Origin of the sequence: Bradyrhizobium cosmicum (assembly GCF_007290395.2) — a bacterium.
GTDB lineage: Bacteria > Pseudomonadota > Alphaproteobacteria > Rhizobiales > Xanthobacteraceae > Bradyrhizobium > Bradyrhizobium cosmicum.
Genome location: NZ_CP041656.2, coordinates 4,351,178 through 4,374,582, shown reverse-complemented (window position 1 = coordinate 4,374,582; position 23,405 = coordinate 4,351,178). Strand labels below are relative to the sequence as shown.

Genomic DNA, 23,405 nt, shown 5'->3' with positions numbered 1-23,405 from the left:
CGTCGGCGCAATCCAGACATGCGTCCGCTAAGAGACTCTGGATCGCTTCGCTGCGCTCGCGATGAGGGTTTTGAAGCAGTTGCGCGCCGCATTGTGAGTTGTGCTGTCGCCGCGAGCGGCTACCATGTGATTGCTCCCAGTTCATGGGAGCAGCACAACGCGCGGAGGCGACATGAGCGGGCAGGACCACAAAGTCAAGGGATCGGACCTGTTCGTCGCGGCTCTGGAGAACGAAGGCGTCGATCGCATCTTCGGTGTTCCGGGCGAGGAGAACCTCGACCTCGTCGAATCGCTGCGCACCTCTAAGATCCAGCTGATCCTGACCCGCCATGAGCAGGCCGCCGCCTTCATGGCCGCCACCCATGGCCGGCTCACCGGCAAGCCGGGTGTGTGTCTGTCGACGCTCGGCCCCGGCGCGCTCAATCTGTCCACCGGCGCGGCCTATGCGCATCTCGGCGCGATGCCGATGATCCTGATCACCGGCCAGAAGCCGATCATGAGCAGCCGGCAGGCGCGCTTCCAGATCGTGGACGTGGTCGCGAGCATGAAGCCGCTGACGAAGCTGTCGCGGCAGATCATCAGCGCGTCCAGCATTCCGACCGTGGTGCGCGACGCCTTCCGCGTGGCGATGGAGGAGCGGCCGGGACCCGTCCATCTCGAACTGCCGGAGGACATTGCTGGCGATGAAGTGCCGGCCGTTCCCGTGATCCCGGTTCACCCCATCGAAATTCCCGTCGCCCACCGCGCCGCGCTCGACCGCGCCGCGGGAATGATTCTGGCTGCAAAACGCCCGCTCGTGATGATGGGCGCCGCGACCAGCCGGCCACGTTCGACGCACGGCATCGCAAGCTTCGTGCGCCGGACCGGCATTCCGTTCTTCACCACGCAGATGGGCAAGGGCACCGTGCCCGGCGGCACCAATCTCTATATGGGCACCGCGGCGCTGTCCGAGCGCGACTACGTGCACGACGCGATCGAGGCCGCCGATCTGATCGTCGCGATCGGTCACGATCCCATCGAGAAGCCCCCCTTCATCATGGGGCCGTCGGGGCCGAAGGTCATCCACGTCAGCTACACCTCGGCCAGCGTCGAGCAGGTCTATTTCCCCGATGCGGAGGTCGTCGGAGACGTCGGCCCGAGCCTCGAGTTGTTAGCAGATCGTCTCGAAGGCAAGCTGCCGCAGGCAGCGGCGCTGCTGCCGTTGCGGGAGGAGATTCTGGGGCATCTTGCCGACCGCGCCACCGAGGCGCGATGGCCGCCGACGCCGCAGCGGATCGTGCACGACATCAGGCAGGTGATCCCGGAGAACGGCATCGTTGCGCTCGACAACGGCATGTACAAGATCTGGTTCGCGCGCAACTACCGCACCCGCGTCGCCAACACGCTGCTGCTCGACAATGCGCTGGCGACCATGGGCGCCGGCCTGCCGTCGGCGATGATGGCCGCGATGCTTTATCCCGAGCGACGTGTGCTCGCGGTCGCCGGCGACGGCGGCTTCATGATGAACAGCCAGGAAATGGAGACCGCCGTCCGGCTCAAGCTCAATCTCGTCGTCCTGGTGCTGGAAGACCACGCCTACGGCATGATCCGCTGGAAGCAGGCCGTCGATCATTTCGCCGATTTCGGCATGACGTTCGGCAATCCGGACTTTGTGCTGTATGCGAAGGCCTATGGCGCGAAGGGCCATCGCATCGAGAGCATCGACAGCTTTGCTCCGACGCTTGATGCGGCGTTCAAGGAGGGCGGCGTGCACCTGGTCGTGATCCCGATCGACTATTCGGAGAATGTGCGGGTGCTGGTGGATGAGCTGCGGGCGCATCAGAAAGCGAAGGCGTGATTCAATCGAAACTCTCACCTCGCCCGTCATTGCGAGCGTAGCGAAACAACCCAGGATCTTTCCGCAGGGACAGCTGGATTGCTTCGTCGCTTCGCTCCTCGCAATGACAGAGTATGCCGATCATCCAAAACGCGATAACAACTTGCATCATCCCATCAACAACAGGAATAAGACATGACCCGCGTTCGCTGTATCACCGAGATGGGTATGGGCGTCGACGTCCACGGCCGGGATGCCACCAAGGCGGCGAAGCGAGCGGTGTCGGATGCGATCAGGCATTCGAGCCTCGGCTTCTTCCGGATGATCGGCAAGACCGCCAACGACATGTTCGTCGACGTCACGATCGCCGTGCCCAACCCCGAGGCGGTGGACAAGGAAGCTGTTGCCAAGGAGCTACCTTACGGCACGGTGACCGTGACCGCGGTCAAGGGCGGACTCGAGATTCCCTCGGCCACGGAAGTGGCCAACGACCCCATCCTCATCGCCAACGCCGCCGTCATCGTCAGCTTCGAGAAGGACTAGGCCGGTGTCCGACAGCGATGTGGCGCTGCTCGATCGGCCGATCTGGAGCGCGCTGACGACCAGCCAGAAGCATCTTGCGGAAGGCGGCCCGCGGGCTCTGCGTTATCCCGTGGACATGACGCCGTTTGCCGACATGGCGGACATGTCGGCGGCAAGCTTTGCCGCGCTGGGTGATATCCTGCCGGCCTCGCAAGTTGCCGCGCTGTTCACGCCGGACCCCGTCAACATTCCCGCCGGCTTCAAGGTCGTGCTCTCGGAGACCGGCGAGCAGATGATCGGCTCGCCGGCCGACAGTCCGCTTCGCGATGCCGAGATCGTCACACTGGGCGCAGCCGACGTTCCTGCCATGATGGCGCTGACCGCGCTGACCAAGCCCGGCCCGTTTGCCGCGCGGACATATGAGCTCGGCACCTTTCTCGGCATTCGCGCAGGCAATGAACTGGTGGCGATGGCCGGCGAGCGGATGAAGCCGGGAAAGTTCGTCGAGATGACGGCGGTCTGTGTCCATCCCGATCACCGTGGCCGCGGTTATGCGCAGGCGCTGCTCGCGGCGATCGCGCGCCAGATCGAGGCGCGCGGTGAAATTCCGTTCCTGCATGTGTTCTCGAGCAATGCCTCGGCGATCGCCCTGTATCAGCGGCAGGGGATGACAATTCGTCGCCGCCTGCACGTCACCGCCCTGATGAAAGAGGGATGAGCGCGGTCCGCCGGGCTTCATATCCAGCCAATTCACGCTATACCGAGCCCAACCATAATTTGGGGGAAACACACATGGACGCCAGAACACCGGATTTTTCCGCCGCACGGACGACGATGCAGCGCTATGTCGATCGGGAGATCATTCCGGGCGTGTCCTGGGCCGTGCTGAAGGGCAGCGATGTCGTCGATCAGCAATGCGTCGGTTTCGCCGATCGCGAGGCGAAGACCGCGCTCCGGCCCGATCACATTTTCCGCGCGTATTCCAACACCAAGATCTTCGTCACCTGCTCGATCATGCTGCTCGTCGAAGAGGGACACATCGGGCTCGATGACGCCGTCGAAAAAGTCCTGCCGCAGCTCGGCAATCGCAAGGTGCTGAAGCAGGGCGCCTCGAGCCTTGCCGACGTCGAGCCGGCGAAGGGCCCGATCACGATCCGCCAGCTCCTGACCCACACCTCGGGCCTCAGCTACGGCATCTTCGATCCCGGCTCGGTGCTGTTCAAGGGTTACAACGAAGCGCGCGTGCTCAATCCGCTGACGCCGCTGACTGACATGATCGACCAGCTCGCCGATCTGCCGCTGTCCTATCAGCCCGGCACAAGCTGGGAATATTCGGTGGCGACCGACGTGCTTGGTCGTGTCGTCGAGGTGGTCTCCGGGAAGTCGCTGGACGCCTATTTCAAGGAGCGGATATTCGATCGGCTCGGCATGACCGACACCGGTTTCCACGTGCCTGAGGCACAGCAGGGCAGGCTGGTTGCGCTCTACACCGGCGCCGACGTGCTCGATCCAATGAAGCCCGGTCTGACGCGGGCCGACAATCTGCCTTATCCGCAAGCCTATCGCCGTCCATTCCCGCGGCTGTCGGGCGGCGGTGGTCTGGTTTCGACCCTGCCGGACATGCTCGCACTGGTGCGTGCACTGCTGCCCGGCCCGGATGCGCTGCTCAAGCCGGAGACGCTGCGGCAGATGATGACCAACCAATTGGCCGCCGGGCAGACCATCCGTTTTGCCAATCTCGGGCCGATCCCCGGCAAGGGCTTTGGTCTCGGCGGCGCCGTCACCTTCGCTCCGACGCCGTTCGATCCGCCGAATTCGACCGGCGAATTCCAGTGGGGCGGCCTTGCCGGCACCCATTGGTGGATCTGCCCGCAGGCCAACACCGCCGGCGTGCTGATGGCCCAGCGCCACATGGGTTTCTGGAATCCGTTCTTCTTCGAGTTCAAGCGCCTGGCCTACCAGGCAGTCGGCGGCTGATCGGCGAGAGGGCACGTCAGGATCGACAGCGTGCCAAACTATCTCGGTCTCGATGGATTTCGCTTCGGCTGGGTCGCCGCGTGGATCGATGATCGCGGCGATCACGGTTTCGATTATTCGCCTGGCCTGACGCGCTTGCTCGCCTTGCCGCATGCGCGCGCGATGATCGACATGCCGATCGGTTTGAAGCCGAGCGGCTATCGTTGCTGCGACAAGGAGGCCCGAAAATTGATTGGTCCTGCCGTGTTCCTCGGTGCGCGGTGCGACCTCTGGAAGTTCTCTGACATGGGGGCAGCCAATCGCCATTACTGGGAGCATGAAGGCAGGGGCATGGGCGTGTCCGCGCAGCTCTGGAATATCAGGGACAAGATCAGGGACGTCGACGCGATCATGACGCCGGCGCGACAAGCCATTGTCGGCGAAGCGCATCCGGAATTGGTGTTCTGGAATCTCGCCGGTCAGATCCGGCTTGCGCCGAAGACATCGCCGCATGGTCGCGAACAGCGCATCGCGTTGCTGGAGCAACGCGGGTTCACATGCGTGCGGAAATGGCTGACACAACGTCACGGCACCGGCATCGGCCGCGACGATCTCATTGATGCCTGTGCTTGCGCGGTCGCCGCGCGCGACAGCACGCAGCGTGTCGGCGGCGAGGAGATCGATCCGCGCGGACTGCGGATGGAGATCAATTATTGAACCTTGCGCCGATCTGCACCCCGCCTAGATTAGGCGCGGCTCAATACCAGCTCGAAGGATCCCCGATGTCAGATCTCTCCGCATTTGCAATCACCAGGCGCTGGCCGGCCGAGCATCCCGAGCTGCTTCAGCTCTATTCGCTGCCGACACCCAACGGCGTCAAGGTTTCGATCATGCTGGAGGAGATTGGATTGCCTTACGAGGTGCATCTCGTCGACTTCGGCAAGGACGACCAGAAGACGCCGGAATTCCTCTCGCTCAATCCGAACGGCAAGATCCCGGCGATCCTCGATCCCAACGGCCCCGGCGGAAGGCCGATGCCGCTGTTCGAGTCCGGCGCGATCCTGCAATATCTGGCGGAGAAGACCGGAAAGCTTTTGTCCGAAGACGCTACGCGCCGTTACCAGACCATCCAGTGGGTGCATTTCCAGATGGGCGGCATCGGGCCGATGTTCGGCCAGGTCGGCTTCTTCCACAAATTCGCCGGCAAGGATTTCGAGGACAAGCGGCCGCTCGAACGTTACGTGGGCGAGTCCAGGCGTCTGCTCGGCGTGATGGAGACGCATCTTGCGGGACGGCAATGGTTCATGGATGACGACTACACTATCGCCGACATTTCCATGCTCGGCTGGGTGCGCAATCTTATCGGCTTCTACGGTGCCGGCGATCTCGTCGAATTCAGCCAATTCAAGTCGGTGGCCGCTTGGCTCGAACGAGGTCTCGCGCGGCCGGCCGTGCAGCGCGGGCTGAACATTCCGAAGCGGCCGTGAGCTAGAACAGCCGTCCGCCGTTGGGCACCGGTTTGCTCGGCTGCACCAGCACGACCTTGCCGTCGGCATCGGGAAAGCCGAGCGTCAGCACCTCCGAGACGACAGGCCCGATCTGGCGTGGCGGGAAATTGACGACCGCCGCGACCTGTTGTCCCACCAGCGTCTCCAGCGGATGGTTCTCCGTGATTTGCGCCGAACTCTTGCGTACGCCGATCACGGGACCGAAGTCGATCCACAGCCGCCACGCCGGCTTGCGCGCCTCCGGAAACGGCTTCGCATCGACGATGGTGCCGACGCGAATATCGACCGCGAGGAAGGTGTTGAAGTCGATAGTCGGCGACGAGGCCGCGGCGGGATCGTGGGTAACGTGCATGGAATGTCCGTTCGGGGGGCTGACTTGGTTCGCAATATTGTCGCGCGAACCGGAGTTTCGTACAACGCTGCGGTCACGATACGACGCATGCGAGGAACGTCTTGCCCAACATCATCTACGGCATCAAGAACTGCGACACCATGAAGAAAGCGCGCGCCTGGCTCGACACGAACGGCGTCGCCTATGAATTCCACGACTACAAGGCGGCGGGCATCGAGAAGGACAAGCTCAAGCAGTGGAGCGACAAAGTCGGCTGGGAGACGCTGCTCAACCGCGCCGGAACGACCTTCAAGAAACTGCCCGACGCCGACAAGGAAGGCCTTACCGAAAAGAAGGCGCTGGCATTGATGCTAGCGCAACCATCGATGATCAAGCGACCGGTGCTGGAAGTCGGCGGCAAGCTCCTGGTCGGCTTCAAGCCGGACGTCTATGCCAAGGACGTCAGGACCAAATAGGTCGCCATCCGAGCGCGCTGACGGCTAGTTCAGCTCGATGGTTTCGGGGGTGACGGCGGGGCCGGACTGATCGGCGAACTCGACGACGTCCGCGGCCGCGATGCGACCGGGTGCGCGATGGAAGAGGTCCTGATCGATCACAGCGCGCAGTTTCGGCCGGGGCAGCGCGTCATTTCCGCGCATCAGATTCTTGATCTCGAAGCCGCCGTCCTCGCAGAACGTCTTGAGCGAGGCGATGATGTGACAGACCTTGCCGTCGGTCTGGAACGGCAGCAGTAGCCGTTCATAGGCAACCACGCGGCCATAGACGTCGTCGATGTCGGCAACGCTATAGACCGGAAGCCCGCGCGCCACGCACTCATGATAGAACGGCATCACGAAGGGCGCGAGCCGTGGCCCGATATAGTCGTCGAGCAGGACGCCCTTGCCGGTATGTCCATAAGCGCGCGAGATGCGCGTGCCTTCGCTCTGGATGGTGAGGCGCGGCGTCGGTGTCGAAATGTCCACAGTATAATAGATGAGATCGGACAGCTCTTCCTCGAGTCGGGCAGGCTGATATTCCCAGACCGCCGGCGCCGTCTGCGCGCGCGCAAAAAGTCGCAGCCACGTGTTCAAAAGATCACGCTGCCTGATCGACTTGACGACGGATGGAGCGGCGCTTGCAAAATCCAAGACAATATTCCCGGCGATAGAACGCACGCATCATCCTCGCTGCGGGAAAATTTTTGATGAAGGCTGGCGCGGGGGACGAAAGACCGTTAACGACAGCTTGATGACCGGTGCCATGCGAACCGGGAGGCCGGGCAGGCGCGACATCGAAACACCTCCGACTAAGGGAGCATTCGTCTCCCGGCGGGAGGCCTGATCTGCTCAGCTTTCCGCCTTGCCTAACCCCCGTCACCTCCGGCATATTCCGCGCCCGGAGGCGGCGGTTCCGGGTGGGCTCCAGGGCCTCCGGAATGCCGAAGCAACCAAGGACAGCCACGCGTATAGCGCGGGCAGGGGGAAATCTGTTTGGCCGATGAGTTCATTCTCGAAACGGAAGGCTTGACCAAGGAGTTCGCGGGCTTCTTCGCCGTCCGCGACGTTGCGCTCAAGGTTCGCCGTGGGAGCATTCACGCGTTGATCGGCCCGAACGGGGCCGGCAAGACGACGTGCTTCAATCTTCTGACCAAGTTCCTAAAACCGTCTGCCGGAAAAATCCTGTACAAGGGACAGGACATTACCGCGATGGCGCCGGCAGACGTAGCTCGCATGGGGCTGGTCCGTTCATTCCAGATTTCCGCGGTGTTTCCGCATCTCACCGCGCTGGAGAACGTTCGTGTCGCGCTTCAGCGTCAGCACGGCAGCTCCTTCGACTTCTGGCGTTCCAAGTCGGTGCTCAACCGCTACAATAACCGCGCGCAGGAGCTGTTGAACGACGTCGGTCTCAGCGAGTTTTCCAATACGCCGGCAGTCGAGATGCCCTATGGGCGCAAACGCGCACTGGAGATCGCAACCACGCTGGCGCTCGACCCTGAGATGATGCTGCTGGACGAGCCGATGGCCGGCATGGGCCACGAGGACATCGACAAGATCGCGGCGCTGATCAAGCGGATCTCGGCGAAATATACCATCCTGATGGTCGAGCATAATTTGAGCGTCGTCGCCAATCTCTCCGACATCATCACCGTGCTGACGCGCGGGCAGGTGCTCGCGCAGGGCAATTACGCCGAGCTCACCAAGGACGAGCGCGTCAAGGAAGCCTATCTGGGAGCTGGTCATGGTTGAGACTGTGATTGCGGACGCTCCGGCAAAGGCTGCGACCGGAGGCAACCTCCTCCAGGTGCGCAACCTGGAAGCCTGGTACGGCGAGTCCCACATCCTGCACGGGATCAATTTCGACGTGAACGCCGGCGAGGTCGTCACCCTGCTCGGGCGCAACGGCGCCGGCAAGACGACCACGCTGAAGTCGATCATGGGCATCATCGGCAAGCGCACCGGCTCGGTGAAGTTCAACAACCAGGAGATCATTCGCGCGACCTCCGACAAGATCGCCCGGATGGGCATCGCGTTCTGCCCGGAAGAGCGCGGGATTTTCTCCAGTCTCGATGTGCGGGAGAATTTGTTGCTCCCGCCGGTGGTCCGCCCGGGCGGATTGCCGCTCGAGCAGATCTTCGACCTGTTTCCCAATCTGAAGGAACGTCTCAACAGCCAGGGCACGAAGCTGTCCGGCGGCGAGCAGCAGATGCTCGCGATCGCGCGCATCCTGCGCACCGGCGCGAGCTTCCTGATGCTGGACGAGCCGACCGAAGGTCTTGCGCCTGTCATCATCCAGCAGATCGGCCACACCATTGCGCGGCTCAAGAAGGAGGGCTTTACGATCCTCCTGGTCGAGCAGAACTTCCGCTTCGCATCGACCGTCGCCGACCGCTACTACGTGGTCGAGCATGGCAAGATCATTGACGGATTTTCCAATTCGGAGCTTGCCGCCAACATGGACAAGCTCCACACCTATCTCGGCGTCTAAGGCGGCCAAGCGTCAAACGACCAAGAGAATATTCACGAGGGAAGTCACATGAAGAAGTCGATTGCGTCGTTTCTGCTCGGCACGGCGTTGGCCGTCACCACGGCCGGCGTAGCCTTCGCGCAGGACAAGACCGTCAAGATCGGTGCGCTGTCCGATCAGTCCGGCCTCTATGCCGACCTCGGCGGTCCCGGCTCGACGCTCGCCGCCCAGATGGCCGTCGAAGATTCCGGCCTGGTGGGGAAGGGCTGGAAGATCGACATCATCTCGGGCGATCACCAGAACAAGCCCGACATCGGCACCGCGATCGCGCGGCAGTGGTTCGACGTCGACAAGGTCGACATCATCGTCGACGTGCCGAACTCGGGTGTGGCGCTCGCCGTCAACAACGTCATCAAGGAAAAGAACGGCGTCTACATCAACTCCGGTGCGGCGACCTCGGATCTCACCAACGCGCAGTGCTCGCCCAACACCGTGCACTGGACCTACGATACCTACATGCTGGCCCACACCACGGGCCAGGCGCTGGTGAAGGCCGGCGGCGACACCTGGTTCTTCCTGACCGCGGACTACGCCTTCGGCGCGGCGCTCGAGCGCGACACCACCTCGGTTATCGCCGCCAATGGCGGCAAGGTGATCGGCGGCGTCAAGCATCCGCTCAATACGCCGGACTTCTCCTCGTTCCTGCTCCAGGCGCAGGCGTCCAAGGCCAAGATCATCGGCCTTGCCAACGCGGGCGGCGACACCACCAATTCGATCAAGCAGGCGGCCGAGTTCGGCATCGTCAAGGGCGGGCAGAAGCTCGCGGCGCTGCTGCTGTTCCTCACCGACGTCAAGGCGATCGGCCTCGAGACCGCGCAGGGCCTCAACTTCACCGAGACGTTCTACTGGGACATGAACGACCAGACCCGCGCTTTCTCCAAGAAGTTCTCGGAGAAGATGAAGAACGGCGCGATGCCGACCATGGTGCAGGCGGGCGTCTATGCCGGCGTGCGCCACTATCTCAAGGCGCTGGACGCGCTCGGCGGCAATCCGCATGACGGCGTCAAGGTCGTCGAGAAGATGAAGTCGATGCCGACCGAGGACGACCTGTTCGGCAAGGGCGAGATCCAGCCAAACGGCCGTACCATCCACAGCGCCTATCTGTTCGAGGTGAAGAAGCCATCCGAGTCCAAGGGACCGTGGGACTTCTACAAGCTGGTCGGCACGGTGTCGGGCGACCAGGCCTTCACGCCGCTCTCCGAGAGCAAGTGCGCGCTGCTTAAGAAGTAGGATAACGGCCCGCAGGCTTAAGGTCTGCGGGCGACTGTCAGGGGAACGCCGAAGGGACCGGGTGCGGGATCGATGCAGGCTCTTTACGCTCAGCTACTGGTGGGACTGATCAACGGCTCGTTTTACGCGCTGCTCAGTCTCGGGCTCGCCGTGATCTTCGGCATGCTCAACATCATCAATTTCGCCCATGGCGCGGTCTACATGATGGGTGCCTTCGTCGCCTATTTTCTGTTGAACCTCGGCGGCATTAATTACTGGTGGGCGCTGCTGATCGCGCCGATCATCGTCGGCATCTTCGGCATGATCCTGGAACGGACCATGCTGCAATGGCTGACCGGGCTCGATCATCTCTACGGCCTGCTGCTGACCTTCGGCATCGCCCTAATCGTGCAGGGCGTGTTCCAGAACTACTTCGGCTCGTCCGGCCTGCCTTACGCCATTCCGGACCAGCTCAAGGGCGGCATGAATCTCGGCTTCATGTTCCTGCCCGTCTATCGCGGCTGGGTCGTCATCTTCTCGCTGGTGGTGTGTATCGCTACCTGGTTCCTGATCGAGAAGACGCGGCTCGGCGCTTACCTGCGCGCCGCCACTGAAAATCCGACGCTGGTGCGCGCCTTCGGCGTCAACGTGCCGCGCATGATCACCCTGACCTACGGTCTTGGCGTCGGCCTTGCCGCGCTCGCCGGCGTGCTCTCGGCGCCGATCAACCAGGTGCGGCCCCTGATGGGCGCTGACCTCATCATCGTGGTGTTCGCGGTGGTCGTGATCGGCGGCATGGGATCGATCATGGGCTCCATCATCACCGGCTTCGCACTCGGTGTGATCGAGGGCCTGACCAAGTATTTCTACCCCGAGGCCTCCAACACCGTCGTGTTCGTGCTGATGGTGCTGGTGCTCTTGGTGAAGCCAACGGGATTGACGGGAAGGGCGGCCTGATATGACAGCCTTGACGGACGACACGCTGCCGGTAGCCCCGCGCGCTATTCGCGACGAGATGATCGTATTCGTGGTGATGGCGCTGCTGCTGGCCGCGGTGCCATTCAGCGGCATTTACCCGTTCTTCGTGATGCAGGCGCTGTGCTTCGCGCTGCTCGCCTGCGCCTTCAATCTTCTGATCGGCTATGGTGGCCTGTTGTCGTTCGGTCACGCCATGTTCCTCGGCACGGCCGGCTATTGCAGTGCGCATGCGCTGAAGGTGTGGGCGCTGCCTCCGGAACTCGGCATCCTCGTCGGCGTCGCCGGCGCCTTCGTGCTCTCGCTCATCACCGGCTACATCTCGATCCGCCGCCAGGGCATCTACTTCTCGATGATCACGCTGGCGCTGTCGCAGCTGCTCTACTTCATCTACCTCCAGGCACCGTTCACCCATGGCGAGGACGGCATCCAGGGCATCCCGCAAGGGCGCATGTTCGGCCTGTTCGATCTCTCCAAGCCGACGACTCTGTACTACGTCGTGCTGGTCGGCTTCCTTGCCGGCTTCCTGCTGATCTACCGCATCATCAATTCGCCGTTCGGCGAGGTGCTGAAGGCGATCCGCGAGAACGAGCCCCGCGCGATCTCGCTCGGCTACCGGACCGACCAGTACAAGTTCCTGGCGTTCGTCCTGTCGGGCACGCTCGCCGGCTTTGCCGGTTCGCTCAAGGTGTTCGTGGCGCAGAACGCCTCGCTCACCGACGTGCACTGGTCGATGTCGGGCGAGGTCGTGTTGATGACGCTGGTCGGCGGTCTCGGCACCATCTTCGGTCCCGTGGTCGGCGCCTTCGCGATCATCGCCATGCAGCAATATCTGGCGGGGTTCGGCCAGTGGGTGACGGTGATCCAGGGCTCGATCTTCGTGGTCTGCGTGCTCACCTTCCGCCGTGGCGTCATCGGAGAAATCGCGCATTACTTCCGGCGGTCTCTCTAAATCGTTGATATCGCACCAATTTAATTGGTGCGTGAAAGCAGTGGATGATCCGGCTTCGCGGGCGTGAGGTGGCACGCGCGCGGAATGAAAATGGTCTATGACAGTTTTGTGACGGCTCATTCGGGCCGGGCCATTTCCAACCGGTAGACTATTTCCATGATGCGATGGTTTCGCGCTTTCCTGCCCAAGGAAGAACGGTTCTTCGACTTGTTCGACCGCCACGCCAAGACCGTGATCCAGGGTTCGATCGCGCTTCAGGGCATGCTCAACGGGGGTGAGGAGACGCCGGTCTACTGTCAGCGCGTCAACCAGTTCGAGAACGACGCCGACAACATCACCCGTGAAGTGCTGACGGCGGTGCGCCGCACCTTCATCACCCCGTTCGACCGCGGCGACATCAAGAACCTCATCACGTCGATGGACGATGCGATCGACCAGATGCAGCAGACCGCCAAGGCCGTGATGCTGTTCGAGGTCCGCACTTTCGAGCCGCCGATGCGCGAGATCGGCGGGCTTCTGATCGAATGCGCCAATCTGGTCGGCCGTGCGCTGCCGCTGATGCAGGAGATCGGCAAGAACGTCGCGATGCTGACCGCGATTACGGAAGAACTGACCAAGCTCGAGGGCCGGGTCGACGATCTCCACGACATCGGGATGAAGGAGCTGTTCCTGAAGCATCGCGACGGCAGCGCAATGGATTTCATCGTCGGCGTCGAGATCTACGATCACCTCGAGAAGGTGGCCGACCGTTTCGACGACGTCGCGAACGAGATCAACAGCATCGTCATCGAGCAAGTGTAGGGCAGGGGCCGCGCCGTGGATGCTGCGTTGGGTCTACCCGTCCTGGTCGGATTGATTGCCGTCGCGCTGCTGTTCGATTTCCTGAACGGCCTGCACGATGCCGCCAATTCGATCGCGACCATCGTCTCCACCCGGGTGCTGCGGCCGCAATTTGCGGTGTTTTGGGCTGCTTTCTTCAATTTCGTCGCCTTCATGGTGTTCGGGCTGCACGTCGCCCAGACTATCGGCACCGGCATCATCGATCCCGCGATCGTCGATGCGCAGGTGATCTTCGCGGCCCTCGTCGGCGCCATCGTCTGGAACCTCGTGACCTGGGCGCTCGGCATTCCATCATCGTCGTCGCACGCGCTGATCGGCGGGTTGTTCGGTGCAGGCGTCGCCAAGGCCGGGGTTTCGGCGGCGGTCTGGAGCGGATTGTCGAAGACGGTGATCGCGATCGTCCTCTCCCCGCTGGTCGGATTCCTGCTGGCGATGGTGCTGGTGGCGATCGTGTCCTGGGCGTCGGTGCGGTCGACGCCGTTCGCGGTCGACCGCGCCTTCCGCATCCTGCAGTTCGCGTCCGCATCGCTCTATTCGCTCGGCCATGGTGGTAACGACGCGCAGAAGACCATGGGCATCATCGCCGTGCTGCTCTATTCGCAGGGCCAACTCGGCGGCGATTTCTTCGTGCCGTTCTGGGTCGTGCTGTCGTGCCAGGCAGCGATGGCGATGGGGACGCTGATGGGCGGCTGGCGCATCGTGCGCACGATGGGATTACGCATTACCAAATTGACGCCGATGCAGGGCTTTTGCGCCGAAACCGGTGGCGCCGCTACGCTGTTCATGGCGACCTTCCTCGGGGTTCCCGTCTCGACCACCCATACCATCACCGGCGCCATCGTCGGCGTCGGCGCAGCCCGCCGCCTCTCGGCGGTGCGCTGGAACGTCGCCAGCTCGATCGTCTATGCCTGGGTGATCACGATGCCAGCCTCGGCGATCGTCGCGGCTCTGACCTGGTGGGCGGTCAAGATCTTCGTCAGGTGACGAGCTTCAGCCCGACAATGCCGGCGACGATCAATCCGATGCTGGCGAGGCGGAGCGCCGTGGCGGGCTCGCCGAACAGGATGATGCCCAGCGCCGCGGTGCCGACCGCGCCGATCCCGGTCCAGACCGCATAGGCGGTTCCAATCGGCAGCGATTTGAGGGCAAAGCCCAGCAGGATGACGCTGCCGGCCATGGCCGCGAGCGTGAGGGCCGAGGGAACGAGCCTGGTAAAGCCCTCGGTGTATTTGAGGCCGATCGCCCAGGCGATCTCCAGCAGGCCGGCGATGAACAGGATGCTCCAGGCCATGACGACCCTCCCTTCAAGGCAGGGTCGTCCCCGCGGCTGATATGCTGACGAGCGGGAAGGCCGTCCTTCCCAAAGCCGATATGGGGCTGGCCGGACGGCTCCGCAATCACCAAATGAGGCTTGATCCGGCCCATATTCCCTGCCAAACGCTGCCGCCATGTCCGACATCGCCACGACCACAGCCGAATCGCCGGCCCGTTCCACGCTTGCCGCTGAAGTGGCGCGGCGGCGGACCTTTGCGATCATCTCGCATCCTGACGCCGGCAAGACCACGCTGACCGAGAAGCTGCTGCTGTTCGGCGGCGCCATCAATCTGGCCGGCCAGGTCAAGGCCAAGGGCGAGCGGCGCAACACGCGTTCGGACTGGATGAAGATCGAGCGCGAGCGCGGCATCTCGGTCGTGACCTCAGTCATGACCTTCGAGTTCGAGGGCCTCGTGTTCAACCTCTTGGACACGCCGGGCCATGAGGACTTTTCGGAAGACACCTATCGCACGCTCACGGCGGTCGATTCCGCCGTCATGGTGATCGACGCCGCCAAGGGCATCGAGGCGCGCACCCGGAAGCTGTTCGAGGTGTGTCGTCTTCGAGATATCCCGATCATCACCTTCATCAACAAGATGGACCGCGAGAGCCGGGACGTGTTCGAGCTGCTCGACGAGATCGAGAAGACGCTGGCGCTCGACACCACACCGATGACCTGGCCCGTTGGCCGCGGCCGCGATTTTCTCGGCACCTATGACGTCGTCAATGGCGGCGTGCGCCTGCTCGAAGGCGGCGGCGCCAAAACCGGCGCGGCGCAGCAGATCGAGATCGCCGAACTCGGCAAGCTCAACGCCAACCTCGATGTCGGGGCTGTCAAGGACGAGCTCGAGCTCGTCACCGCCGCCTCGAAACCGTTCGAACTCGGCGCGTTTCGCGAGGGCCATCTGACGCCGGTCTATTTCGGCAGCGCGCTGCGCAATTTCGGTGTCGGCGATCTCCTGGAAGGCCTCGGCAAGTTCGCGCCCGAGCCGCGGGCGCAGGAGAGCGACCAGCGCAGGGTCGAAGCCACCGACCCGCGTATGAGTGCGTTCGTGTTCAAGATCCAGGCGAACATGGATCCGAACCACCGCGACCGCATCGCTTTCGCGCGGCTCTGTTCCGGCAAGCTCACCCGCGGCATGAAGGCCAAGCTGGTGCGCACCGGCAAGAGCATGCCGCTGTCGAGCCCGCAATTCTTCTTCGCGCAGGACCGCTCGGTCGCGGATGAGGCCTTTGCCGGCGACGTCGTCGGCATTCCAAATCACGGCACGTTGCGGATCGGCGATACGCTGACCGACGGCGAGGATTTCAACTTCGTCGGGGTCCCGAGCTTCGCGCCGGAAATCGTCCGCCGCGTGCGTCTCACCGACGCGATGAAGGCCAAGAAGCTGAAGGAAGCGCTTCAGCAGATGTCGGAAGAGGGCGTGGTGCAGGTGTTTCGCCCGCGCGATGGTGCGCCTGCGCTCGTCGGCGTCGTCGGCGCGCTGCAGCTCGACGTGCTGAAGGCGCGGCTGGAGGCCGAGTATTCGCTGCCGGTCGAGTTCGAGGTCAGCGAGTTTCAGCTCGCGCGCTGGGTTTCCTCGGAGGATCGCAAGAAGCTCGACACCTTCCTCGCCGCGAACACGTCCAGCATTGCGGACGATGTCGACGGTGATCCCGTCTATCTGGCGCGAAACGAGTTTTATCTCGGCTACGCCCGGGAACGCGCGGAGGGGATCGAGTTCACCAACGTCAAGGACGTCAAGAAGAAGGGGTGAGGCACTTCCCCATTCTGCGGTCGAGCGCGAGCATGTGAACGCCTGCGGGCTTGACGCACTCACGGACGATACCACGTCTCAGCCTTGTGGCATCGTGAGTTCACATCATGTGGCGCGGCATCTTCATTCTTTTCCTGCTGGTGATATCGATGGCTGCCGCCGATGCGCAACGTCGCCAGATCAACCCGGTCCCGTTTGCGCACGAGCCGTGCAGCGTGCTCGACAATCGGCCCTGCACGCCCTCGTACTGCAGTCCGCTCGAACCCGGTCCTTGCATTCCCGAGATCGACTATCCCTACGGGGAAAACCTCCAACTCACGATCGAGAGCGTGCCGCAGGATTCGGACCGCGCCAAATATCAAAAGCCCGATCACGATCTCGCTACGATCGGGGATCTCTTCGCCGAGCTACGCACCTGCTGGTCGCCGCCATCGGACCATGCTCGTGCGGGCATGCAGATGTCGGTGCGTTTCAGCTTCAACAAGGCAGGTGGCCTGATCGGTCCGCCGCGCCTGACCTTTGCGACCGCAGGCGTGCCCGCGGACACCCGGACCACTTATCTCAATGCGATCAATTCATCGCTGAAGGCCTGCCTGCCGCTCAAATTCACCAGCGGCCTCGGCGGTGCGCTGGCCGGGCGGCCGATCGCGATCCGCTATGTCGACAATCGGGAGCTGGGCAAGTAGCGCATTGCGGGTATCAGCCAATCAATGATAGGCCATTGGCGGGGCGCTGGTTGAGGGGAGAATGTCGTGGGTCTGCTGGTCATGATCCTGGGGCTGGTGCTGTTTTTTGGGCCCCATATTTTCACGACGAAACGTGACGCGCGAGCTCAGGCCATCGCGCGGCTGGGCGAGGGGACTTACAAGATCCTCTATGCGGTGGTGTCGCTCGCCGGTCTGGCGCTCATTATCTGGGGCTTTGCCAATTATCGCGCGACCGGCTGGATCGACGTCTGGTATCCGCCGAAGGCGATGAAGCACATCACCATCGCGCTGATGCTCCCCGCCGTCATTCTGGTGGTTGCCTCCTATCTGCGTGGCCGTATCTACGCGACGCTGAAGCATCCGATGCTGGCCGGCATCAAGCTGTGGGCTGCGGCGCACCTGCTCGCCAACGGTGACCTCGGCTCGATGATCCTGTTCGGATCCTTTCTGGGCTGGGCGGTCTATGACCGCATCTCACTAAAGCATCGCACCGACGGGGGTGGCCCTCCGATTCCCGTGGGTGGCGTCACCAACGACCTGATCGCGGTTGCGGTCGGCGTGGTCGCCTATCTGGCGCTGGCGTTTGCGTTCCATCCGGTCGTGATCGGTGTTCCCGTGATGGGCGGGTAACAGATCCGCACGCGACAGGACCCGCATGCCCGTGCGCGGAAGGTGACAAAAGCAATGGGTCGAGGCATTCCGATGGACTGGTCGTATTCTCAGATTCCGCCGATGCGGCTCGAGGCGCGCTTTGGTGATCGGGTGGTGCCGGCCTTCTGCGATCGGCCGATGAGCCTGTGGGCGATGGTTGCGGACGCCTGCGCCCGCAATGCCGATGGCGAAGCGCTGATCGCAGGCAATGTTCGCCTGAGCTGGCGACAGGCGGTGGAGCGGGCCACGCGGATCGCTGCGGGCTTTCGCAAGCTGGGGCTCCAGCGCGGCGACCGTGTCGCGATCCTGCTCGGCAACCGCATCGAATTTCCGCTGTTGTTGTTCGCCGCCGCGCATGAGGGGTTGGTCACGGTGCTGCTCGGCACGCGCCAGCAGAAGCCGGAGATCGCCTATGTGCTCGCCGATTGCGGCGCCAGGATCCTGATCCACGAGGCGGCGCTCGCGGAACGCCTGCCCGACGAGTTGGACGTGCCCGATGTGGTCCACCGCATCGCCATCGATGATGATCCGGCGCTCTCGCGTTTCGCCAAATTCGCTGACAACCCGCCGGCACCAGCGCCGGTCGAGGTCGACGAAGAGGACACCGCGATGATCCTCTACACCTCGGGTACGACCGGCAAGCCGAAGGGCGCGATGCTCGCCCATTGCAACATCGTCCATTCCTCGATGGTGTTCGTCTCCTGCCTGCAATTGACCTCGGCGGACCGTTCGATCGCGGCGGTGCCGCTCGGTCATGTCACCGGCGTCGTCGCCAACATCACGACGATGGTCCGCTGCGGCGGTGCGCTGATCATCATGCCGGAGTTCAAGGCCGCCGAATATCTCAAGCTCGCCGCGCGTGAACGCGTCACCTACACGGTAATGGTTCCGGCGATGTACAATCTCTGCCTGCTCCAGCCCGATTTCGACACCTACGATCTGTCGAGCTGGCGCATCGGCGGCTTCGGCGGCGCGCCGATGCCGGTCGCGACCATCGAGAAGCTCAAGGCCACGATTCCCGGCCTGAAGCTCGCGAATTGCTACGGCTCGACCGAGACGACATCGCCCTCGACGATCATGCCGGGCGAATTGACGGCGAGCCACATCGACAGCGTCGGTCTGCCGTGTCCGGGTGCGCGCATCGTCGCGATGGGGACGGACGGGCGCGAGCTGCCCCACAGCGAGATCGGCGAGCTCTGGATCCAGAGCGCCTCCGTCATCAAGGGCTATTGGAACAACCCGAAGGCCACGGCCGAGAGCTTCACCGGCGGATTCTGGCACTCCGGCGATCTCGGTTCGGTCGATGCCGAGGGGTTCGTCCGCGTGTTCGACCGGCAGAAGGACATGATCAACCGGGGTGGACTGAAGATCTATTCCGCCGAGGTCGAATCCGTGCTGGCCGGCCACCCCGCGGTGATCGAGAGCGCGATCGTTGCCAAGGCATGTCCGGTGCTGGGCGAGCGCGTCCACGCCGTGGTGGTAACGCGCGGGCCGGTCGCCGGTGAAGCCCTGCGGGCCTGGTGCGCCGAGCGGCTGTCCGACTACAAGGTCCCCGAAACGATGACGATCACCGCCGAGCCGTTGCCCCGGAACGCCAATGGCAAGGTGCTGAAGCGGCAGTTGCGGGAGCTGCTGGGAGCCTGAACCGGGCGCGCCGGCCTCCGGGCGCTCCCGGGTCGTTAACGCCTTGATTGGGCTTGCTTTGCCTTGCCTCCGCCATATCGATAGGGTATCGCCGCCGCCACGTGGGGACCGGTATTTGACGCGAACAATCTGGCGCGCGCGCCCGGCCGGGCATGGGATTAGCTTAAGTGTCTGAATTATTTGACGAAGTCGACGAGGAAGTCCGTCGCGAACAGCTCAAGAAGCTGTGGGATAAGTATTCCATCTTCTTCATCGCCCTGATGGTGCTGGTCGTGGCCGCCGTCGGCGGCTGGCGCGGCTACCAGTATCTTGAGGGCAAGAAGGCCGCCGAGGCCGGCGCCGCCTTCGAGAAGGCCGCCGAGCTGTCCGACCAGGACAAGCACGCGGAGGCCGAGGCCGCCTTTGCCGAGCTCGCCGCCAAGGCGCCCTGGGGTTATCGCACTCTGGCGCGGCTGCGTGCTGCTGCCGAGGCGTCGGCTCGCGATCCCAAGGCCGCGGCCAAGATGTTTGACGACATTGCCGCCGACCGCGGCATCGGCGGTGAGTGGCAGGATCTGGCGAGGATCCGCGCCGCCGGCTTGCTGGTCGACAGCGCGTCCTATGCCGACATGCAGCAGCGGCTGGAGTCCTCCGCCGCGCCCAAATCGACGTTCCGCCACACTGCGCGCGAGATCCTGGCGCTGTCGGCCTGGCGTAACAACGATACCACCGCGGCCCGCAAATGGCTCGACGCGATCGCTGATGACGGCGAAACGCCGCCGGGCCTGCGCTCGCGTGCCGAGGCGCTCCAGGCCCTGCTGCCGCCCGTCGCCAAGAGCTGACGGTCCCGAGAGCTGAGACGAGACACCGATATGCGCCGCACGCCACGCTTGATCGCAGCCGCCGTCCTGATCGCCTTCACGGGCGTTCTGGCCGGCTGCTCCAGCTTCGATCCCAGCGACATGCTCGACTTCCTCGACACCAAGAAGAAGCTGCCGGGAGACCGCAAGCCGGTCTTCCCCGAGGGCGTGCCGGGCCTCGAGCAGGGCGTGCCGCGCGACATGTACAAGGGTGCTCAGCAGCAGCCGGATCCGAACGCGCCCGCCGTCGCGGCCTTGCCGGCGGAGCCGCCGTCCGAGGCCAAGCCGGCAAAGGGTGCCAAGGCGAAGAAGACCAGGCAGCCAGCCACCGCGGCAACTCCCGCTGAGGCCCCGGCGGGCGAAGTCGATGGCGAGGCCCAGCCGGAGGCCGCACCGCCCACGGCCGCTCCGCCGCCCAAGCAGAAGATCGTCCGCAGGCGCACCACCGCGCCGCCACCGGATCAGCCCGCCCAGCAGGCGCAACCGACCCAGACCACGCAGCAGCAGTCGCAGGGAGCTTTCCCGGCGCCGATGCCGAGCGGCAGCTTCTCGCGCTGATCACTTCATTACATTGACAGGCGCGGCCTTCGCAGCGCACGAATGACCGATGTCCTTCACGATTGCCATTATCGGCCGACCCAACGTCGGCAAGTCGACGCTGTTCAACCGCCTGGTTGGGCAGAAGCTCGCGCTTGTCGATGACCTGCCCGGCGTCACCCGCGACCGCCGCGAGGGCGAGGCCAGGCTCGGCGACCTCGAATTCACCATCATCGACACCGCCGGCCTTGACGAGGGCGCCAAGGGCTCCCTGACGGCGCGCATGCAGGAGCAGACGGAGGCGGCGATCGCGCAGGCTGATGCGCTGTTCTTCGTGATCGATGCCCGCATCGGCCTGACACCCACCGATCGAGCCTTCGCCGATTTCGCCCGCAAGGCCAACAAGCCGGTGCTGCTGGTCGCCAACAAGAGCGAAGGCAAGCATGGCGATGCTGGCGCGATGGAGGCCTTCGCGCTCGGCCTTGGCGATCCCATCCAGATCTCGGCCGAGCATGGCGAGGGCATGGGCGAGCTCTACGATGCGCTCCGCGAGCTGATGCCGGAGCCGGTCGAGGAAGACGAAGCCGAGGACGACGCGCCGCTCACCGAGGAAGAGGCCGCGACCCGCCCGATCCGGGTCGCCATCGTCGGCCGGCCCAATGCCGGCAAGTCGACATTCATCAATCACCTGCTCGGTGAAGAGCGCCTGCTGACGAGCCCGGAGGCCGGCACGACGCGCGATTCCATCGCGGTCGAGATCAACTGGAAGGGCCGCGAATTCCGCGTGTTCGATACCGCGGGCCTGCGCCGGCGCTCGCGCATCGAGGAGAAGCTGGAAAAGCTCTCGGTCGCGGACGCGCTGCGTGCGGTGCGTTTTGCCGAAGTCGTCGTGATGATGATGGACGCCCAGAATCGGTTCGAGGAGCAGGACCTGCGCATCGCCGATCTGATCGAGCGCGAGGGCCGCGCGGTCGTGCTCGCCGTCAACAAATGGGACCTGATGGAAAGCAAGGGTGGCGGCGCCATCTCCAATTTGCGCCGGGATGCCGACCACTTGCTGCCGCAGGTCAAGGGGGTGCCGATCGTCGCTGTGTCCGGCCTGATGGGCGAGGGCATCGACCGCCTGATGCAGGCGATCCAGGATGCCTATGCGGTCTGGAACAGGCGCGTCTCGACAGCGGCCTTGAACCGCTGGTTCGAGGAAGCAGTCCAGGCCAATCCGCCGCCCGCGGTGTCCGGCCGCCGCCTGAAGCTGAACTACATCACGCAGACCAAGGCACGTCCGCCGAGCTTCGTGCTGTTCTGCTCGCGCGCGGACGCCGTGCCGCAATCGTACATGCGCTACCTCGTCAATTCGATGCGCGAGGCTTTCGAACTGCCGGGCACGCCGGTGCGGATCACGTTGCGCGAGAAGGCCAATCCCTTCGCCCACAAGCGCAAGCGGCCGTCGTAGGCTCGGGCAGCGCGACTTGTCCGCCGTAGCTCGAAGAGCGAAGGCTGAAGCGTGACCATCGCGACTGCGTCAACTCGTTGAGAGAAGGTGGGCACGGCGCAAGAGCGCCCTTGCCCACCTTACACAGTGTTGGCTGGGTTATTTCTTCACCAGCGGGCACTCGCTGTCCTTGAGCGGCTTGGCCGCATCTTCCGCCGAGATGGTCGCGACCAGCTTGTAGTAGTCCCACGGGCCCTTCGATTCTTCCGGCTTCTTCACCTCGAACAGATAGGCCGGGATGATGCGGCGACCGTCCTCGCGCAGCGGGCCCTTGCCGAACAGCGCATCTTCGGTCGGAAGCTCCTTCATCTTGGCGACGACCTTGGCGCCGTCATGCGGATTGCCACCGAGGGCGTCGAGTGCCTTCAGGTAATGCAGAATGGCCGCATAATTGCCGGCCTGCGTCATTGACGGCATCGCCTTGTTGGCCGCCTTTTCCTGGAAGCGCTTCGAGAAGGCGCGGGTGCCTTCGTTGAGGTCCCAGTAGAACGACTCGGTGAAAGTCAGGCCATGCGCGGTCTTCAGCCCGAGCGAGTGGACGTCGTTGATGAAGAGCAGCAGCGCGGCGAGCTTCTGGCCGCCTTCGACGATGCCGAACTCGGCCGCCTGCTTGATCGAGTTGGTGGTGTCGCCGCCAGCATTGGCAAGCCCGATGATCTTCGCCTTCGAGTTCTGCGCCTGCAGCAGGAAGGACGAGAAGTCCGACGTATTGAGCGGATGCTTCACGCCGCCGAGCACCTTGCCGCCGTTCGCGGTGACGACCGCGCTGGTGTCGCGCTCGAGCGCGGCGCCGAAGGCATAGTCGGCGGTCAGGAAGAACCAGCTGTCGCCGCCGGCCTTGGTCAGCGCCTTGCCGGTGCCGTTGGCGAGCATGTAGGTGTCGTAGGTGAAAGAGATGGTGTTGGCGTTGCAGGCCTTGCCGGTGAGGTCGGCACTGGCGCCGCCATTGTTGAGCAGGACCGCGTTCTTTTCCTTGGCGACGTTGCTGACGGCCAGCGCAACGCCGGAGTTCGGCGTGTCGGCGATCACATCGACCTTCTGGGTGTCGATCCACTGCCGCGCGATGTTGACCCCGACGTCAGGCTTGTTCTGGTGATCGCCGCTGATGACCTCGATCTTCCAGCCCTTGGCGAGGAGGCCGGAATCCTCAACCGCCATCTTGACCGCCACAACGGCGCCGGGACCGCCGATGTCGGCGTAGAGGCTGGACATGTCATTGAGCACGCCGATCGTGACGGTCTTGTCCTGAGCGTAGGCGGATGTGGCAAAACCGAAAGCGGCACAGGCCAGAAGGGCCGCAGAGCGGCGCGCGAACGTCGTCGTCATAAAAG

General features: G+C 63.7%; 25 protein-coding genes. 21 read left to right on the top strand and 4 right to left on the bottom strand.

All coding sequences use genetic code 11. The annotated features are described in order from the left end of the window. Nucleotides 1-172: 172 nt before the first annotated feature. The 6 genes from FNV92_RS21130 to FNV92_RS21105 all read left to right on the top strand — a co-directional run bounded on the left by FNV92_RS21130 (nucleotide 173) and on the right by FNV92_RS21105 (nucleotide 5,781). A complete protein-coding gene (locus FNV92_RS21130) occupies nucleotides 173-1,837 on the top strand; it encodes an acetolactate synthase large subunit (protein ID WP_143844725.1) in 1,665 nt (554 codons plus the stop codon). Between the two features lie 174 nt (nucleotides 1,838-2,011). Then, on the top strand, nucleotides 2,012-2,359 hold the full coding sequence (locus tag FNV92_RS21125) for a Lin0512 family protein (protein WP_015686708.1): 348 nt from the start codon (nucleotides 2,012-2,014) through the stop codon (nucleotides 2,357-2,359). A 4-nt stretch (nucleotides 2,360-2,363) separates the two neighbouring features. Then, complete coding sequence (locus tag FNV92_RS21120; protein WP_143844726.1) at nucleotides 2,364-3,056, top strand: GNAT family N-acetyltransferase; 693 nt, start codon at nucleotides 2,364-2,366, stop codon at nucleotides 3,054-3,056. Nucleotides 3,057-3,130: 74 nt separating this feature from the next. Continuing rightward, complete coding sequence (locus tag FNV92_RS21115; protein ID WP_143844727.1) at nucleotides 3,131-4,315, top strand: serine hydrolase domain-containing protein; 1,185 nt, start codon at nucleotides 3,131-3,133, stop codon at nucleotides 4,313-4,315. Nucleotides 4,316-4,345: 30 nt separating this feature from the next. After that, entirely contained in the window at nucleotides 4,346-5,011 is a 666-nt protein-coding gene (locus tag FNV92_RS21110) for a DUF429 domain-containing protein (protein ID WP_143844728.1), read from the top strand. A gap of 65 nt (nucleotides 5,012-5,076) precedes the next feature. Beyond that, nucleotides 5,077-5,781 carry a glutathione S-transferase family protein gene (locus FNV92_RS21105; RefSeq protein ID WP_015686704.1) on the top strand — a complete coding sequence of 235 codons (705 nt, stop codon included), beginning with the start codon at nucleotides 5,077-5,079 and terminating at the stop codon, nucleotides 5,779-5,781. 1 nt (nucleotide 5,782) lies between these two features. On the opposite strand, the gene FNV92_RS21100 is transcribed toward FNV92_RS21105, so the two are convergent. Next, complete coding sequence (locus tag FNV92_RS21100; protein ID WP_143844729.1) at nucleotides 5,783-6,154, bottom strand: tRNA-binding protein; 372 nt, start codon at nucleotides 6,152-6,154, stop codon at nucleotides 5,783-5,785. A gap of 101 nt (nucleotides 6,155-6,255) precedes the next feature. Here FNV92_RS21100 and FNV92_RS21095 point away from each other — a divergent pair, with 101 nt between their 5' ends. Beyond that, nucleotides 6,256-6,609 (top strand): ArsC family reductase, encoded by a 354-nt coding sequence (locus FNV92_RS21095; RefSeq protein ID WP_143844730.1) that lies wholly within the window; start codon nucleotides 6,256-6,258, stop codon nucleotides 6,607-6,609. 24 nt (nucleotides 6,610-6,633) lie between these two features. Here the strand turns inward: FNV92_RS21095 and FNV92_RS21090 are convergent, their stop codons facing one another. Next, the gene (locus tag FNV92_RS21090; RefSeq protein WP_168213617.1) at nucleotides 6,634-7,281 is read right to left on the bottom strand and encodes a hypothetical protein; all 648 of its coding nucleotides are present in this window, start codon (nucleotides 7,279-7,281) and stop codon (nucleotides 6,634-6,636) included. Nucleotides 7,282-7,623: 342 nt separating this feature from the next. Here FNV92_RS21090 and FNV92_RS21085 point away from each other — a divergent pair, with 342 nt between their 5' ends. The 7 genes from FNV92_RS21085 to FNV92_RS21055 all read left to right on the top strand — a co-directional run bounded on the left by FNV92_RS21085 (nucleotide 7,624) and on the right by FNV92_RS21055 (nucleotide 14,117). Further along, nucleotides 7,624-8,379: an ABC transporter ATP-binding protein gene (locus FNV92_RS21085; protein WP_015686700.1), complete on the top strand. Its 756-nt coding sequence runs from the start codon at nucleotides 7,624-7,626 to the stop codon at nucleotides 8,377-8,379. Further along, on the top strand, nucleotides 8,372-9,118 hold the full coding sequence (locus FNV92_RS21080; RefSeq protein ID WP_015686699.1) for an ABC transporter ATP-binding protein: 747 nt from the start codon (nucleotides 8,372-8,374) through the stop codon (nucleotides 9,116-9,118). Before FNV92_RS21085 ends, FNV92_RS21080 begins: the two co-directional genes overlap by 8 nt. Nucleotides 9,119-9,166: 48 nt before the next feature. Further along, nucleotides 9,167-10,387 carry an ABC transporter substrate-binding protein gene (locus FNV92_RS21075; protein WP_015686698.1) on the top strand — a complete coding sequence of 407 codons (1,221 nt, stop codon included), beginning with the start codon at nucleotides 9,167-9,169 and terminating at the stop codon, nucleotides 10,385-10,387. A 72-nt stretch (nucleotides 10,388-10,459) separates the two neighbouring features. Continuing rightward, nucleotides 10,460-11,323 carry a branched-chain amino acid ABC transporter permease gene (locus tag FNV92_RS21070; protein ID WP_015686697.1) on the top strand — a complete coding sequence of 288 codons (864 nt, stop codon included), beginning with the start codon at nucleotides 10,460-10,462 and terminating at the stop codon, nucleotides 11,321-11,323. A 1-nt stretch (nucleotide 11,324) separates the two neighbouring features. Then, nucleotides 11,325-12,293, top strand: a complete 969-nt coding sequence (locus FNV92_RS21065; RefSeq protein ID WP_015686696.1) for a branched-chain amino acid ABC transporter permease — start codon at nucleotides 11,325-11,327, stop codon at nucleotides 12,291-12,293. A 156-nt stretch (nucleotides 12,294-12,449) separates the two neighbouring features. Next, nucleotides 12,450-13,094 (top strand): DUF47 domain-containing protein, encoded by a 645-nt coding sequence (locus FNV92_RS21060; protein ID WP_015686695.1) that lies wholly within the window; start codon nucleotides 12,450-12,452, stop codon nucleotides 13,092-13,094. A gap of 15 nt (nucleotides 13,095-13,109) precedes the next feature. Next, nucleotides 13,110-14,117 carry an inorganic phosphate transporter gene (locus tag FNV92_RS21055; RefSeq protein ID WP_015686694.1) on the top strand — a complete coding sequence of 336 codons (1,008 nt, stop codon included), beginning with the start codon at nucleotides 13,110-13,112 and terminating at the stop codon, nucleotides 14,115-14,117. Here FNV92_RS21055 and sugE read toward each other — a convergent pair. Then, complete coding sequence (gene sugE / locus FNV92_RS21050) at nucleotides 14,110-14,424, bottom strand: quaternary ammonium compound efflux SMR transporter SugE (RefSeq protein WP_143844732.1); 315 nt, start codon at nucleotides 14,422-14,424, stop codon at nucleotides 14,110-14,112. The two genes, FNV92_RS21055 and sugE, sit on opposite strands and share 8 nt — an antisense overlap. Nucleotides 14,425-14,581: 157 nt before the next feature. On the opposite strand from sugE, the gene FNV92_RS21045 reads away from it, so the two are divergent. From FNV92_RS21045 to der, 7 genes are all read left to right on the top strand, one after another. Next, entirely contained in the window at nucleotides 14,582-16,204 is a 1,623-nt protein-coding gene (locus tag FNV92_RS21045) for a peptide chain release factor 3 (protein ID WP_143844733.1), read from the top strand. Between the two features lie 107 nt (nucleotides 16,205-16,311). Then, nucleotides 16,312-16,890 carry a hypothetical protein gene (locus FNV92_RS21040; RefSeq protein ID WP_143844734.1) on the top strand — a complete coding sequence of 193 codons (579 nt, stop codon included), beginning with the start codon at nucleotides 16,312-16,314 and terminating at the stop codon, nucleotides 16,888-16,890. A gap of 66 nt (nucleotides 16,891-16,956) precedes the next feature. Next, the gene (locus FNV92_RS21035; RefSeq protein WP_143844735.1) at nucleotides 16,957-17,541 is read left to right on the top strand and encodes an NnrU family protein; all 585 of its coding nucleotides are present in this window, start codon (nucleotides 16,957-16,959) and stop codon (nucleotides 17,539-17,541) included. Between the two features lie 72 nt (nucleotides 17,542-17,613). Then, nucleotides 17,614-19,206 carry a class I adenylate-forming enzyme family protein gene (locus FNV92_RS21030; RefSeq protein ID WP_143846248.1) on the top strand — a complete coding sequence of 531 codons (1,593 nt, stop codon included), beginning with the start codon at nucleotides 17,614-17,616 and terminating at the stop codon, nucleotides 19,204-19,206. Nucleotides 19,207-19,373: 167 nt separating this feature from the next. Beyond that, a complete protein-coding gene (locus tag FNV92_RS21025; protein ID WP_143844736.1) occupies nucleotides 19,374-20,027 on the top strand; it encodes a tetratricopeptide repeat protein in 654 nt (217 codons plus the stop codon). Nucleotides 20,028-20,057: 30 nt separating this feature from the next. Then, the gene (locus FNV92_RS21020) at nucleotides 20,058-20,603 is read left to right on the top strand and encodes a hypothetical protein (protein WP_143844737.1); all 546 of its coding nucleotides are present in this window, start codon (nucleotides 20,058-20,060) and stop codon (nucleotides 20,601-20,603) included. Nucleotides 20,604-20,652: 49 nt separating this feature from the next. After that, nucleotides 20,653-22,035, top strand: a complete 1,383-nt coding sequence (der, locus tag FNV92_RS21015; protein ID WP_015686686.1) for a ribosome biogenesis GTPase Der — start codon at nucleotides 20,653-20,655, stop codon at nucleotides 22,033-22,035. Nucleotides 22,036-22,173: 138 nt separating this feature from the next. On the opposite strand, the gene FNV92_RS21010 is transcribed toward der, so the two are convergent. Beyond that, nucleotides 22,174-23,400: an ABC transporter substrate-binding protein gene (locus tag FNV92_RS21010; RefSeq protein ID WP_143844738.1), complete on the bottom strand. Its 1,227-nt coding sequence runs from the start codon at nucleotides 23,398-23,400 to the stop codon at nucleotides 22,174-22,176. Between the last annotated feature and the right edge of the window lie 5 nt (nucleotides 23,401-23,405).